Here is a 13,098-nt window from a genome sequence, read left to right on the forward strand (position 1 = left end):
GGCCTTGCCGGGCGTGGTCGCGCGGTTGGCGGGCGGGGTCGCCCTGCTGGGCGGCCTCGTGCTGCTGGGTGCCGCGCTGCTGACGGTGATCTCGGTGCTGCTGCGCTGGCTGACGGGCCAGCCCATCCGCGGGGATTTCGAGCTGGTGTCCATCGGCGGCGGGTTGGCCGTTCTCTGCGCCCTGGCGCATGGCAGCGCCACGCGCGCGAACATCCTGGTGGACAGCTTCACCCAATGGCTGCCCCGCCGCGCGACCGGCGCGCTGGACGCCTTCTGGACATTGGCCTGGGCGCTGGCCCTGCTGGTGATCGCCGAGCGCATGGCCCAGGGCGCCTATGAGACCTGGGCCAACAACATGCGCACCATCGGCCTGCTGGCCCTGCCCTTCTGGTGGGCGGTGGGCGTGGGCGCGCTGTGCTTCGCGCTGGCGGGGGTGGTCTCGCTGGTCTGGCTGCCGCGGCTGCTGCGGGGCGAGCGCTGAATGGCGCCGGAGTTCGCGCTGGCCGCGACGGGCTTCGCGGCGCTGATGGGGTTGATCGTGCTGCGGGCGCCGATCGCGCTCGCGCTGCTGCTGGTCGGCGCGGCGGGCTATGTGCATGTACTCGATGCGGCGGCGCTGCTGAACTACCTCAAGACCACGCCCTATCACCTGTTCGCGAACTACACGCTGTCCATCATCCCGCTCTTCATCCTGATGGGCGCGCTGGCCGAGCGCGGCGGGCTGGCGCGCGACCTCTTCGCGGCCGCCAATGCGCTGCTGGGCCGGCGCCCCGGCGGCCTGGCCATGAGCGTGATCGGCGCGAGTGCCGCCTTCGGCGCGGTCTGCGGCAGTTCCGTCGCCACCACCGCCACCTTCGGCCGCGCCGCCCTGCCCGAATTGCTGCGCCATGGCACCGCGCCCGGCTTCGCCACCGGCACCATCGCGGCGGGGGGCACATTGGGCATACTGATCCCGCCCTCGGTCATCCTGGTGGTCTATGCCATCAGCACCGAGCAGAACGTGGCGAAGCTGTTCATGGCGGCGCTGATCCCCGGGCTGCTGGCCACGCTGTCCTACATGATCGTGATCTGGCTCAGGATGCGGCTGAACCCGGGGCTCGGCCCACCTGCCCCGCCGCTCGATGCCGCCGAGCGCCGCGCCGCCTTCCGTCGCGTGGTGCCGGTGCTGGGCATCGCGGTGCTGGTGGTGGGCGGGCTCTATGGCGGCGTCTTCACGCCCACCGAGAGTGCCGCCGTGGGTTGCATCGCCGTGCTGGCGGTGGGGAGGCTGCGGCGTTCGCTGCCGCTCGTGGAAATCCGCGCCGCCATCCTCGCCGCCGCCGAGACCACGGCCATGATCTTCGCCATCCTGCTCGGCGCCGAGATCTTCAACGCCTTCCTCGCCCTCACCCAGGCGCCGGATTTGCTGGGCCTCTGGGTGAGCGAGCAGGGCTTCGCCCCCTATGCGGTTCTCGCCGTGCTCCTGCTGACCTACCTGGTGCTGGGTGCCGTGATGGATGAGCTTGCGATGATTCTGCTCACGCTCCCCATCTTCTTCCCCGTGGTGACGGCGCTCGATTTCGGCCTGACCACGGAGGAGACGGCCATCTGGTTCGGCATATTGGTGCTGGTGGTGGTGGGAATTGGCCTCACCTCGCCGCCCATCGGGCTCAACGTCTTCGTCATCAGCGCCATCGCGCGCAACGTGCCCATCCTCGACACCTATCGCGGCGTGCTGCCCTATGTGGGGGCGGACCTGGCGCGGCTGCTGCTCTGCGTGGCCTTTCCGGGGCTGAGCCTTTGGCTGGTGCGGCTTTTGACATAGGCTCAACCGACCCTTCCCAACGCCTTTCCGGACCACCGCCATGACCGTGAACCCCGCCGATTCGCCCGTCCTGGGCGCGCTCTACGGCACCGACGCCATGCGCGCCGTGATGAGCGAGACGCGCTTCCTGCAATCCATGCTGGATGTGGAGGCCGCGCTGGCCCGCGCCCAGGCCCGCCTGGGCATCGTGCCCGCCGAGGCCGCCGCCGCCATCACCGCCGCCGCGCGCGCCGAGAGCCTGGACCTGCCGGCACTCGCCACCGCCACGCGCAACACGGGCTATCCGGTGGTGGGCCTGGTCAAGCAGCTCTCGGCGCTGGCGGGGCCGGAAGCGGGCCGCTGGACCCATTGGGGCGCCACCACCCAGGACATCATGGACAGCGCCGTGGTGCTGCAGTTGCGCGAGGCGCTGAAGCTGCTCCGCGCGGAACTCGCCGCCACCATCCAGGGCTTCGGCCGCATGGCGCGCGCCCATGCCGGCACGGTGATGGCCGGGCGCACGCACCTCCAGCACGCGCTGCCCGTCACCTTCGGCTACAAGGTGGCCATCTGGCTTTCGCCGCTGATCACGATGCAGGAACGGCTGGACCAGCTCGAACCCCGGGCGCTGCGGCTGCAATTCGGCGGTGCGGCCGGCACGCTGGCCTCGCTGGGCGAGCAGGGGCTGGCCGTGCATGAGGAGCTGGCGCGCGAACTCTCCCTGCACCCGGCCGACATCACCTGGCATGTGGCGCGCGACGGGCTGGCGGAAGTCGTCACCTTCTGCGGCCTGCTCTGCGGCGCGCTGTCCAAGATCGCGACCGACATCATGCTCATGATGCAGACGGAGGTGGCCGAGGTGAACGAGCCGCACGTCACCGGCCGCGGCGGCAGCAGCACCATGCCGCAGAAGCGCAACCCGATCAGCTGCGAATACATCCTGGCGCAGTCACGCGGGGTGCACGCGCTGGTGGGGCAGATGCTGTCGGCCATGGCGCAGGACCTGGAGCGCGGCACCGGCCCCTGGCAGACCGAGCCCCTGGTGCTGGGCCAGACCCTGGTGCTGACCCATGGCGCGCTGGCCCAGGCGCGCTTCCTGTCGGAAGGGCTGGTGGTGGACCCCGCGCGGATGCGTCACAACCTCGCCTCCACGGGCGGGCTGATCGCGGGCGAGCAGGTGATGATGGGCCTCGCCCCGGTGCTCGGCCGTGGCGAGGCGCATCATGTGGTGAACCGCGCCTGCGACCAGGCCATCGCCCACGGCATCCCGCTGGCCGAGGCACTGATGCAGGAGGAGGCGGTGGCCAGCCAACTGGATGCCGCCGCCGTGGCCGCGCTGTGCGAGCCGGAAAGCTATCTCGGCAGCGCGCGGCAATTCGTGGAGCGGGTGCTGGCGCGGCTGTAGAGCCTCACGCGGGGGTGACCAACGCCCCGCTCTCGGCCAGCGCCGCGATGCGGGCGGCATCCAGTCCCGCCTCGCGCAGGATGTCCGGCCCATCCTCGCCGAGCCGCCGCGTGGGCGCGCGGGGGATGTCCTCATGCGCCGAGAAGCGCACCGGCGCGGCCATGCGGACCAGCTTGCCCTCGGTCGGGTGGTCTTCTTCCTGGAAGAAGCCCACGGCGTTGAGGTGCGGGTCGGCGCGCAGGCTCTCCAGCGTGTGGGCCGGCGCGCAGGGGACGTCGGCCTGGCCCAGCACCTCCAGCCATTCCGCCGTGGTGCGGGTGGCGAGGATCTCGCCCAGCTCGGCATAGATGGCGTCAATGTGCTGGGTGCGCGTGGTGTGGCTGGCCATGCGGGGGTCGTTGTCGAAGCGCTCGGGCTGGCCGATGGCCGCGAAGAAGCGGCGCCACTGCGCGTCATTGTAGATCATGGCGCAGAGATAGCCGTCCTTCGTCGCGTAAGGCCGGCGGTCGCGGCTGAGCAGGCGCGGGTAGCCGCCCTCGTCCAGCGGCGGGTCGTAGGTCAGGCCCGTCATGTGGTCGCCGAGGACGAGGCTCGCCATCACCTCGAACATCGGCACCTCCACCTCCTGGCCGAGGCCGGTGCGCCCCCGCTCCACCAGCGCGGCCAGCACGGCGGTCAGCGTGTGCAGCCCCGTCACGCGGTCGGCCAAGGCGAGCGGCGTGTAGCGCGGCGTGTCCGAGCCCTGGCGCTGCGTCAGATGCGGCAGGGCGGCCAGGCCCTGGATCAGATCGTCATAGGCCGGAAGCTTGCCATAGGGCCCCGCCTGCCCGAAGCCCACGATGGCAGCGTAGACGAGGCGCGGATCGGCCGCGCGCAGGCTGGCCGCGTCCATGCCCAGGCGCTTCATCGCGGCGGGACGGATGTTGGTCACCACCACGTCGCAGCCGCGCGCCACCTCCCGCGCCGCCGCGCGCCCCTCCTCCCGCTTGAGGTCGAGGCAGAGCGAACGCTTGCCGCGGTTCAGCGTGAGATACATGCAGCCCATGCCCCGGTTCCGCATGGGGCCGATGAGACGGATCACATCGCCCTCGGGGGCTTCGAGCTTGATGACCTCGGCCCCCATCTCCGCCATGAGCTGCGTGGCATAGGGGCCGAGCAGCACCGTCGTCATGTCCAGCACGCGGATGCCCGCGAGCGGCCCCTTCCCCCCTGTCATCTGTCTTCCCCACCGTGGCGGGGCCAGCCTATGGCAGCCGCCCCCCTTTGCAAGCGCCGCCCCCTGGGCAGTCTGCGCGACGAGGGAGAGACGCACCGCACCATGACCTTTCGCATCGGCTATGTCGGCTATGTGCCGCACCAGAATTTCTTCGACACCTGCGCGGCCGACCCGGCGCTGGAGGTGGTCCGGGTGCCGCTGGAGGCGGATATCGGCGAGGCGGTGCAGATCCTCTCCTCCTGCCATGGCTATTACGCCATGGCCTCGCGCGACGAGTTGCCGCGCCACCTGCACGTAAACGAGGCGCTGCTGGCCAAGCTGCCCCACCTGCTGATGGTGGCGAGCACCGGCGCCGGCTACGACCCCTGCGACCCCGACGCCTGCACCGCCGCCGGCGTGGCCCTGGTGAACCAGGCGGGCGGCAATGCGGAAGGTGTCGCCGAGCACGCGGTGGGCCTCATGCTGGGCTGCCTCAAGCGCGTGCCCGAGGCCCATGCCGCCATGAAGGCCGGCCAGGCGCAGGACCGCGGGGCGCTGATGGGGCGCGAGCTACGCGGCCGGGTGGTCGGCCTGGTGGGCTGCGGCCATGTGGGCGGCCGCGTGGCGGAGATCGTCCGCGCCGCCTTCGGCTGCGAGGTCCTGGCCTGCGACCCCTTCGTGGATGCCGAGACGCTGGTGGCGCGCGGCGCCACCAAGGTGGAGATGGATGAGCTGCTGGCCCGCGCCGACGTGGTCAGCCTGCATTGCCCGCTGACACCCGCCACACGGGGCCTGATCGGCCGCGCGCAATTCGCCGCCATGAAGAAGGGCGTGGTCTTTATCACCACCGCGCGCGGCTCCATCCATGACGAGGATGCGCTGCTGGAGGCGCTGCAATCGGGGCATGTGGCCTCGGCCGGCCTCGATGTGTGGGAGGTCGAGCCGCCGACGCCCAGCCACCCCCTGCTGCACCACCCGGCCGTGATGGCAAGCCAGCACACGGCGGGCGTCACGCATGAAAGCCGCGCCAACATCACGAAGATCGCGGCGCTGGCCTTCGGGGAGCTGGCGGCGGGCCGCATGCCGCCGCGCATCGTCAACCCGGAGGTGAAGCCGCGCTTCGCCGAACGGGTGCGCGCCGCGCTCGGCACGACACCCGCCTGACGCCCCTCAGGCCCAGAGGCGTTCGCGGCCGAGGTTGGTGTAGAGCCCGGCCACGAACTCCCCATAGCCGTTGAAGAGCTGGGTGGGCACGCGCTCGCCGCTGCCCAGAAGGCGTTCGGTGGCCTGGCTCCAGCGGGGGTGGGGCACCTCGGGGTTCACGTTCGCCCAGAAGCCGTATTCCGAGGCCTGGATGGTGGGCCAGAAGGTGCGCGGGCGCTCGGCCGTGAAGGTGATGCGCGTGAGCGACTTGCCGGATTTGAACCCATACTTCCACGGGAACAGCACGCGCAGCGGCCCGCCATTCTGCTGCGGCAGCGGCCGGCCGAACAGGCCGATGGGCAGGAAGGTCAGCTCATTGGCCGCTTCCTCGATGGTGCAGGCTTCCACATGCGGCCAGGGGTACCAGCTCTGCCGTAGCCCGGGCATAACGTTGGGGAGGCTCGCCGTCTCGAAGGTGACGTAGCGGGCGCCGGCCTGGGGTTCCACGAGGCGCAGCAAATGCGACATCTCGAAGCCCGTCCAGGGCGCGGTCAGCGCCCAGGCCTCGACGCAGCGCAGGCGATAGACGCGCTCCTCGATCGGCACCTGGCGGATCAGGTCGTCCATGTCGAACTCGCGCGGACGGGCGACCATGCCCTCGACCTTCAGGGTCCAGGGGCGGGTCTGCATGCGCTGGGCGGCGCGGGCGATGCTCTTGCTCGTGCCGAATTCGTAGAAGTTGTTGTAGCTGGTGACCTCGCGCTCCGGGCTCAGCTCGCGCCCGGCGACGTAACGCTCATTTCGGCTATGGGCCGGCAGCGGGGGCCCGGCCGGCAGGTCGGAGACGCGCTGGGCCAGCGCCGCGCCAGGCAACAGCGCCGCCCCCGCCCCCATCAGGGCACGGCGGTTCAGCACCCAATGCTCGGGCGTGGCGGCGGTCTCGGGGAGTTCCCAGCCGCGGCGGCGTCGGATCAGCATGGCATGGCTCCTGGATTTGGGACGGCGGTGATACGGTTTCGCGCGGCACCGGCCAGCGGTTACGCCGTTATCTGGTGTCGCCCCAGTCGGGCGCCAGGACATGGATGCCGTCCAGGAAGAACAGCGCGTCACGCCCCGCGCGCTGGCCGGCGCGGGCGGCGGCAAGGCTCTCCGCATCGCGCAGCACATAGAGGGTGCCCGGCTCCGGTCGGCCTTCGGCGAGGCGCGCCAGCACGTCGGCACGCAGTCTTTCCTTCGCCGCCTCGTCACTTCGCGCCAGATAGACGGCATCCGTCACCATGCGCCGCTGGGCCGCGAAGACGGCAATGGGCTCCCAATAAGGCCCCTGGTTCGCGGCCGGGACGGCGCGGATGGCGGTGTATTGCCCGGCCGCGGCCAGCCAGAAGGGGTGCTGGAGTTGGGCGGCCATCTGCGGCGCATCGGGCGGAAAATAGGAAGCGAGGCGCCGGAAGCCGGGCTGCAGGTCCACCACCTGCACCACCACCAGCGCCGCCATGATGAGCCCCGCGAGCGGCGGGCCCGCCACGCGCACCAGCCCCACCGCGCCGGCCACCATCAGCGCATAGGCCATGGGCCAGTAGAAGCGTTCGGAGGCGCGGAGCGCCGAGGCCATCTCCACCAGCCGCTCCGGCAGGGGAAACAGGGTGACCTGGTGGCCCGCGAAGCTCGGGCGGTGGGTGATGGCGAAGGCCAGCATCAGCCCCAGCACCACCATCAGCGGCCAATGCCGCCGCACCGGCCGCACGAACAGCACGAAGCCCGACAGGATCAGCGCGCCCAGCCCCGCATAGCTGCCATTGACCTCGACATGGCCGGTGTCCGGCAGGTCGGGCAGCAGCCAGCCCCAGACCGTGGCGCTGACGGGGGCCAGCAGGTCCATCTGCATCTCGCCGAAGCGTTCGCGCGTGCCGGCGAAGCCCGTGTCCAGCACGAAGAAGCCCGCGGCCCAGAGGCCCGCCAATCCCACGGCCGGGACCAGCGCCATCTCCAGCAACAGACGCCAGCCCGCGTCGCGCCGGCGCCACAGATCGGCCGTCCAGAAGGCCAGCACCATGGGCAGCAGGTAGGAATGGATGAGGGAGGCAGCCAGCACCAGCAGCGCCCAGCCCGGCACCCGCCAGCGCCCCCCGGCGTCAGCGCCAGCAGCAGGCCCCAGAGCAGCAGCCAATGGGCGCCCAGCGCGAAATGCCCGCCCAGCCGGTTCAGCATCATGGGTTGGATGACGAAGAGCAGCGCGCCCGCGAGCCGCGCGATGGGGTCGGACGTCGCCAACCCCACCAGCCGCCAGCCGAGCCAGGCCTGCAACGCGCCGCAGGCCAGCAGCCAGATGCCCCAATACTGCGGCACCTCCCACAGCGGCTGGATCGCCTTGAAGAGGAAGGCCAGCAACGGGATGGAATCCGCGTAGAAGATGGAAGAGGCGAGTTCCATGCCGTAGCGCGGGTTCAACCCGGGCGGCCATGACCAGGGGGCCTCGCGGAAGAAGTTCCAGCCCAGCCAGTATTGCACGGGATCGGGGCCGATCATGCCGCTCAGGATCCAGTGCTGGTTGTGCGGCGGCACCACATGCCAGCCGAACAGCACGATGATGGTGGCGGCGCCCGCGAGCGCGGCAAGCGTGCCGGCAAGGGCGGTGTAGGCGGGGCTTTGGGAGGTGGGGGTCACGCGATGCTCCGGACGCGGCATTGGCCGGGGCAAAGGTGGCGAATTGATGGAGGGGTGTGTGGCGGCGCCTATAGGTTAAGCGCGTGCAGCGGGCGGGGGTGCCGCCCGCTGCTATTCCGCCCCAGGAGTGGGGCGGAGGACCGGGTCAGTCCTTCACGACGTCGCGCGCGGCGTCCTTGGCCCCGCCGACGGCGCTCTGCACCTTGCCGGTGGCCTTGTCGGCCTTGCCTTCGGCCTGGAGCTTCTGGTCGCCGATCAGCTTGCCCACGCCTTCCTTCACGGAACCCTTGGCCTGGTTGGCGGCACCCTTGATACGATCCTTGTCGGGCATGACGGCCCCTTTCCTGCTGATGTTGTTGCCTGTTTGCCGGGTTTGAGGTGGGCCCCGGTGAACATCTCCCGAAGGAGACGGTGTTCAATCGTCACAAGGCTTCAACGCAGTGGTTGGGGAATGGATGCCGGGCCAACTTCACGGTGGGCGGATTTAATCCGCCGGCCATCTGTGCCGTGCGGTTGAGCTAGAGCCCAAGGTGCAGTTGACGCTGCGAGTAAGGCACAAGGCATTGGCGCGCCCTGGTGGATTCGAACCACCGGCCTGAAGCTTAGAAGGCTCCTGCTCTATCCAACTGAGCTAAGGGCGCGAAGCCGGGGCTGCCCCCGGATTACAACCGGTCAGTGCGACCAGTTCTCCGTCCGGCCATAGCGGAAATTGTCCGCATAGACCTTGGGCTTGATGGGCCGCTCCGCCGGCGGCGGCGCCACCTCGTAGCTGATGCCCCGCGCCTCGGCGAAGGCCACCGCGGCTTCCAGCGTCGGGAAGCGCAGCCGCACCTGGTTGCGCGTGTCACCGCGCCCCACCCAGCCCATCAGCGGGTCCAGCGCCTGGGGCGTCGGCGCGTATTCCAGCAGCCAGCCCCCGGTATTGGCGCGGCCCGATTGCATGGCGTTGCGCGGCGGGGAATGAATGCGGGCGAGAGGGGCAAAGGCGGTCATGTTCGAAGCAGGGTCCTCAACGGGCCGCGAAGTCGCGGCTGGGTGCGGGCAGGGCGGCGTCCACCAGCGCCTTGGCGAGCGCCTCGGCGAGGCAGGCATAGCCCCGGTCATTGTGGTGCAGCTGGTCGGGGGCGAGCACATCGCCGGGCGCCACCCCCTCCGCGCGCCAGGCGCGCATCAGGCGCGAACGCGCGAAGAGCGGCACGCCCGTCTCGGCCGAAAGAATTTCCATGGCGCGATCCATGCGCGCGGCCAGCGGCACGGAATCGAGACGGGGCGCGCGCTGGTTGTCCATCAGCACCACCCCCACCCCGGCGGCGCGCAGCCGGGCGAGGCCCGTGCGCATGACATCCAGGAAAGATTCCACCGTGCGGCCGCGCAACACCTCATTGCCGCCCGCCTGCCAGATCACCAGATCAGGTTCATGCGCCAGCACATCCCGGTCGAGCCGCGCCAGCATGTCCTCGGAGGTCTCGCCGGAGCGCCCGGCGTTGATCACGCGCAGCGCCACGCCCGGCAAGGCGCGGCGCAGCATGGCCTCCAGCCGGTGGGGATAGGCCGCGTGCGGCCCCGATGCGCCCGCCCCCTCGGTGGAGGATGAGCCCAGTGCCACGATCACCAGCGTCCCGTCGCGCAGATCCACCGGCATGGGCGGCAGCGCCAGGCGCGGGCGCGGACACTCGGCCGGCACCGCCGAGGGCGGCGCGGCTTGGGCCGGGGCGGCGGGCGGGCCCGCCAGGAAACCGGCTGCCAGGATCAGTGGCAGCACCAGGCGCTGAAGCATTCCTCCACTATAGCGACACTCCATGACCGACGCCACGCAGCTTCGCACGCCCGCCCCCCGTGATTCGCGGGCGGATATCTGCCGCGGCCTCGCGCTGTGGATGATCATGGTCAACCACACCCCCGGCAACGCGGCCGGCGACTGGACGCTGCGCAACTTCGCGCTGGCAGACGCGACCGAGGCCTTCGTGCTGCTGGCGGGCTATGCCGCCGCCTTCGCCTATGCCGGCAAGGCCGACCGCCAGGGCTGGCTGCCGGCCGCGGCCTCGGTGGCGCAGCGGGTGGGCAAGCTCTATGTCGCGCACATCTTCCTGCTGGTGGTCTTCGCGGCGCAGGTGGGCTTCTCGGCCGCGGCCCTGGACCGCGCGGCCTTCCTGGACGAACTGGCGCTGGACCCCTTCGCCGAGCAGCCCTATCGCGCCCTGCTGGAGGCGCTGCTGCTGCGCTTCCAGCCGCACTTCCTGGACATCCTGCCGCTCTACATCGTCATCCTGGCGCTGTTCATCCCGGCGCTTCTGCTGCGCGGCTGGCCATGGCTGCTGCTGGGGCTGTCGGTGGCGCTGTGGGTGGGCGTGCGCGCCGCGGGCTTCAACCTGCCCCGCTGGGAGGAAGGCACCTGGTTCTTCAACCCGCTGGCGTGGCAGCTTCTCTTCTTCATCGGCTTCATGCTCGGCCAGTCGGTGCGCGGCGCGCCGACGGTGGGCCTGCCGCCGCGCAGCCCCTGGCTGACCGCCGCAGCCCTATTGGTCCTGGGCGCGAGCCTGGCCGCCATGGTGGGCTATAACCACTTCTACACCCATCTGCCCTATTGGGCGGCCGAATGGCTCTCCCGCGTGGACAAGCAGTCGCTGCACCCCTGGCGCCTCGCCTCCATCCTGGCGCTGGCCTACCTCATTGGCCATTTCGTGGCGCGGGACGGGGTGCTGGTGCGCTCGCGCCTCGCCCGGCCCTTCCAGCGCATGGGGCAGCACAGCCTGCCGGTCTTCTGCGTGGGCATCCTGCTGTCCTTCCTGGCCCGGCTCGCCATCGAGGCCTGGGATGGGTGGGAGGTGCAGCTCGTCGTCAACCTCGCCTGCTTCATGGCCCTGCTGGGCGTGGCCGTCGTGTCCGAATGGAGCCGTTCGGTCGAGCGCGCGCCGCGCCCCACCCCCAATTCCCCCTTGCCTGCCGGAGCCGAAAAGGCATGATCCGCCGCGTGCTTCCCGCCCTCCATCATCTGGCGCGGCCCGTCGCGCTCTCCTGCCTCGCCCTGGCCCTGCTGGCCGCGCCGGCCGCCGCCGTGCCGCGCAGCTGCACCATGCCGGCCGAGATGCTGGAGGAGGCCCGTCCGCTCCAGGCCGCGCAACGCGCCCTGGAACTCGGCCAGCTTCGCATCCTGGTGCTGGGCTCCGCCTCCGTGGTCCAGGCCGGCACCGCCGAGGCCGCGACCACATGGCCCTCCCGCCTGGAAGCCGCCCTGGGCCGCCGCTACAGCGAGGCCCGCATCAGCGTGCTGGTTCGCGGCACGCGCGGCGCCTCGGTCACGGACAACCTCCAGCGCCTGAAGGACGCGCTGCGCGAATACACCCCCGCTTTGGTGCTGTGGCAGGCCGGCACGGTGGAACTTTCGCGCGGGATGGACCCGCACGAGATGACGGAGGTGATGCGCGAGGGGCTGGAGGCCATCCGCCGCTCCGGCGCCGAGCTCATCGTGATGGACCAGCAATATTCCCGCTTCCTGCGGGCCAATGCCAATGTGGAACCCTATCGCGACAGGCTGCGGCTGCTGGCGGCCTCGGCCGGGGCGGCGCTGTTTCCACGCTATGACCTGATGCGCCATTGGGTGGACACCGGCACGCTCGACCTCGAGCGCGCGGCCCGGGGTGACCGCGCGGCGGCGCTGGAGCGGCTGAATGGCTGCCTGGGCGAGGCCGTCGCCCAGCTCATCATCAGGGGGCTGAGCGAAGCGCGGTAATCACCGCGCGGGTCACCTGCACGGTGCCCGCGCTGCCGCCCACATCCGCGGTGCGAAGCCCTTCCGCGAAGGCGGTATCCACCGCCGCGCGGATGCCCAGCGCGGCATCGGCCAGGCGCTGACCGCCGCCGCGCACCGCAAGCCATTCCAGCATCATCGCGGCCGAGAGGAAGCAGGCCGTGGGGTTCGCGATGCCCTTTCCCGCGATGTCGGGCGCCGTGCCGTGGCTCGGCTGGAACAGCCCATGCGTGTCACCGAGATCGGCCGAGGGCGCGAAGCCCATGCCCCCCACCAGCCCCGCCCCCAGGTCGGAGAGGATGTCGCCGAACATGTTCTCCATGGGCAGCACGTCGAAATCCCATGGGCGGCGGACGAGGTCGAGCGCCATCGCGTCCACGTAATGCGCGTCATGCCGCACATGCGGATAGCTCTCGGCCACCTTGGCGAAGAGGGCGCGCATCCAGGCGAAGGCGCGGAACACATTGGCCTTGTCCACCAGCGTGACACGGCCGGGCCGGCCGAGCTGCCCCGCGCGGTGGTCGGCCAGGCGGAAGGCCATGCGGGCCAGGCGCTCGGTGGTGGGGCGCGTCAGGCGCAGCGTCTCCTCCGCCCAGTCGCTGCTGACCATGCCCTGGTCCTTGGAGAAGAAGAGGCCCTCCGTGCTCTCGCGCAGGATCACGAAGTCGATTTTCGCCGCGCGCGGGTCCGCCAGGGGCAGCGGCACGCCAGGGATCGCGCGGATGGGCCGCACCCCGCCATAGAGGTTCAACCGCTGCCGCAGCGTGATCTGCGGCGAAAGCTCGGTCCCGTCCGCGTGGCGGATGCCCGGCCAGCCCATGGCGCCCAGCAGGATGGCGTCCGCCCGCGCCGTGCGCTCGAAGGTCTCGTCGGAGAGGTCGGTGCCGGTCTCCTTGTAGGCGAAGGCGCCGGCGCGCTGCATCGAGAAGCTGAGGCCCACGCCATAGCGCTGGTCCACCACCCGCAGCAGGTCGAGCGTCGCATCCATGACTTCGACGCCTATGCCATCTCCTGGCAATACAGCGATGTCGTAGCTGTTGGCCAGCATGGACCCCTCCCCCTATCTCCGACTTCCAGGCTAGCTTTTCCCGACGAAGCGCCCAAGAGGCTTCTCAGGAGGAAACATGACCTTGTCCCGTCGCGGCCTGCTGGCCGCCCCC

13 protein-coding genes, 1 tRNA gene and 1 pseudogene are annotated in these 13,098 nt (G+C 70.8%); 6 read left to right on the top strand and 9 right to left on the bottom strand.

Annotated features, from left to right (window positions below; all coding sequences use genetic code 11):
• Positions 1 to 13 precede the first annotated feature (13 nt).
• Genes ICW72_RS04070 through ICW72_RS04080 form a run of 3 tightly spaced genes read left to right on the top strand, consistent with a single transcriptional unit; the run spans position 14 to position 3,188 of the window.
• Positions 14 to 481, top strand: coding sequence for a TRAP transporter small permease (locus tag ICW72_RS04070; RefSeq protein WP_223881017.1), 468 nt, complete (start codon positions 14 to 16; stop codon positions 479 to 481).
• Positions 482 to 1,804: a TRAP transporter large permease gene (locus ICW72_RS04075; protein ID WP_191085058.1), complete on the top strand. Its 1,323-nt coding sequence runs from the start codon at positions 482 to 484 to the stop codon at positions 1,802 to 1,804.
• Positions 1,805 to 1,844: 40 nt separating this feature from the next.
• Entirely contained in the window at positions 1,845 to 3,188 is a 1,344-nt protein-coding gene (locus ICW72_RS04080; protein WP_191085059.1) for a class-II fumarase/aspartase family protein, read from the top strand.
• A gap of 4 nt (positions 3,189 to 3,192) precedes the next feature.
• Here the strand turns inward: ICW72_RS04080 and ICW72_RS04085 are convergent, their stop codons facing one another.
• Positions 3,193 to 4,404 (bottom strand): CaiB/BaiF CoA transferase family protein, encoded by a 1,212-nt coding sequence (locus tag ICW72_RS04085; protein WP_191085060.1) that lies wholly within the window; start codon positions 4,402 to 4,404, stop codon positions 3,193 to 3,195.
• A gap of 102 nt (positions 4,405 to 4,506) precedes the next feature.
• Between ICW72_RS04085 and ICW72_RS04090 the strand changes: the two genes are divergently transcribed.
• On the top strand, positions 4,507 to 5,547 hold the full coding sequence (locus ICW72_RS04090; protein ID WP_191085061.1) for an NAD(P)-dependent oxidoreductase: 1,041 nt from the start codon (positions 4,507 to 4,509) through the stop codon (positions 5,545 to 5,547).
• 6 nt (positions 5,548 to 5,553) lie between these two features.
• Here ICW72_RS04090 and msrP read toward each other — a convergent pair whose 3' ends face one another.
• The 7 genes and pseudogenes from msrP to ICW72_RS04125 form a co-directional block, all read right to left on the bottom strand.
• Positions 5,554 to 6,504 carry a protein-methionine-sulfoxide reductase catalytic subunit MsrP gene (gene msrP / locus ICW72_RS04095; protein ID WP_191085062.1) on the bottom strand — a complete coding sequence of 317 codons (951 nt, stop codon included), beginning with the start codon at positions 6,502 to 6,504 and terminating at the stop codon, positions 5,554 to 5,556.
• A 67-nt stretch (positions 6,505 to 6,571) separates the two neighbouring features.
• Positions 6,572 to 7,639, bottom strand: a complete 1,068-nt coding sequence (locus ICW72_RS04100) for a DUF6311 domain-containing protein (RefSeq protein WP_191085063.1) — start codon at positions 7,637 to 7,639, stop codon at positions 6,572 to 6,574.
• Between the two features lie 71 nt (positions 7,640 to 7,710).
• Positions 7,711 to 8,211, bottom strand: a pseudogene (locus ICW72_RS21270) (DUF6311 domain-containing protein); the annotation flags it as partial.
• A gap of 124 nt (positions 8,212 to 8,335) precedes the next feature.
• A complete protein-coding gene (locus ICW72_RS04110) occupies positions 8,336 to 8,521 on the bottom strand; it encodes a CsbD family protein (RefSeq protein WP_184383176.1) in 186 nt (61 codons plus the stop codon).
• Between the two features lie 233 nt (positions 8,522 to 8,754).
• Positions 8,755 to 8,831, bottom strand: a tRNA-Arg gene (locus ICW72_RS04115).
• Positions 8,832 to 8,862: 31 nt separating this feature from the next.
• Complete coding sequence (locus ICW72_RS04120; protein WP_191085065.1) at positions 8,863 to 9,183, bottom strand: ETC complex I subunit; 321 nt, start codon at positions 9,181 to 9,183, stop codon at positions 8,863 to 8,865.
• 16 nt (positions 9,184 to 9,199) lie between these two features.
• The gene (locus tag ICW72_RS04125; protein WP_191085066.1) at positions 9,200 to 9,967 is read right to left on the bottom strand and encodes an SGNH/GDSL hydrolase family protein; all 768 of its coding nucleotides are present in this window, start codon (positions 9,965 to 9,967) and stop codon (positions 9,200 to 9,202) included.
• A 22-nt stretch (positions 9,968 to 9,989) separates the two neighbouring features.
• Here ICW72_RS04125 and ICW72_RS04130 point away from each other — a divergent pair, with 22 nt between their 5' ends.
• The gene (locus ICW72_RS04130) at positions 9,990 to 11,153 is read left to right on the top strand and encodes an OpgC family protein (protein ID WP_191085067.1); all 1,164 of its coding nucleotides are present in this window, start codon (positions 9,990 to 9,992) and stop codon (positions 11,151 to 11,153) included.
• An 8-nt stretch (positions 11,154 to 11,161) separates the two neighbouring features.
• Positions 11,162 to 11,920, top strand: a complete 759-nt coding sequence (locus tag ICW72_RS04135; RefSeq protein WP_191085068.1) for an SGNH/GDSL hydrolase family protein — start codon at positions 11,162 to 11,164, stop codon at positions 11,918 to 11,920.
• Here the strand turns inward: ICW72_RS04135 and ICW72_RS04140 are convergent.
• Complete coding sequence (locus ICW72_RS04140) at positions 11,895 to 12,986, bottom strand: isocitrate/isopropylmalate dehydrogenase family protein (protein WP_191085069.1); 1,092 nt, start codon at positions 12,984 to 12,986, stop codon at positions 11,895 to 11,897. The genes ICW72_RS04135 and ICW72_RS04140 overlap by 26 nt on opposite strands.
• Positions 12,987 to 13,098 lie beyond the last annotated feature (112 nt).

It is taken from the genome of Roseococcus microcysteis, assembly GCF_014764365.1.
GTDB classification, from domain to species: Bacteria; Pseudomonadota; Alphaproteobacteria; order Acetobacterales; family Acetobacteraceae; genus Roseococcus; species Roseococcus microcysteis.

What these genes read in the sequence shown, in the direction of transcription:
- ICW72_RS04075 (WP_191085058.1), top strand. Translation starts at nt 482, where the DNA reads ATGGCGCCGGAGTTCGCGCTGGCCGCGACGGGCTTCGCGGCGCTGATG.
- ICW72_RS04080 (WP_191085059.1), top strand. Translation starts at nt 1,845, where the DNA reads ATGACCGTGAACCCCGCCGATTCGCCCGTCCTGGGCGCGCTCTACGGC.
- ICW72_RS04085 (WP_191085060.1), bottom strand. Translation starts at nt 4,404, where the DNA reads ATGACAGGGGGGAAGGGGCCGCTCGCGGGCATCCGCGTGCTGGACATG.
- ICW72_RS04090 (WP_191085061.1), top strand. Translation starts at nt 4,507, where the DNA reads ATGACCTTTCGCATCGGCTATGTCGGCTATGTGCCGCACCAGAATTTC.
- msrP (WP_191085062.1), bottom strand. Translation starts at nt 6,504, where the DNA reads ATGCTGATCCGACGCCGCCGCGGCTGGGAACTCCCCGAGACCGCCGCC.
- ICW72_RS04110 (WP_184383176.1), bottom strand. Translation starts at nt 8,521, where the DNA reads ATGCCCGACAAGGATCGTATCAAGGGTGCCGCCAACCAGGCCAAGGGT.
- ICW72_RS04120 (WP_191085065.1), bottom strand. Translation starts at nt 9,183, where the DNA reads ATGACCGCCTTTGCCCCTCTCGCCCGCATTCATTCCCCGCCGCGCAAC.
- ICW72_RS04125 (WP_191085066.1), bottom strand. Translation starts at nt 9,967, where the DNA reads ATGCTTCAGCGCCTGGTGCTGCCACTGATCCTGGCAGCCGGTTTCCTG.
- ICW72_RS04130 (WP_191085067.1), top strand. Translation starts at nt 9,990, where the DNA reads ATGACCGACGCCACGCAGCTTCGCACGCCCGCCCCCCGTGATTCGCGG.
- ICW72_RS04140 (WP_191085069.1), bottom strand. Translation starts at nt 12,986, where the DNA reads ATGCTGGCCAACAGCTACGACATCGCTGTATTGCCAGGAGATGGCATA.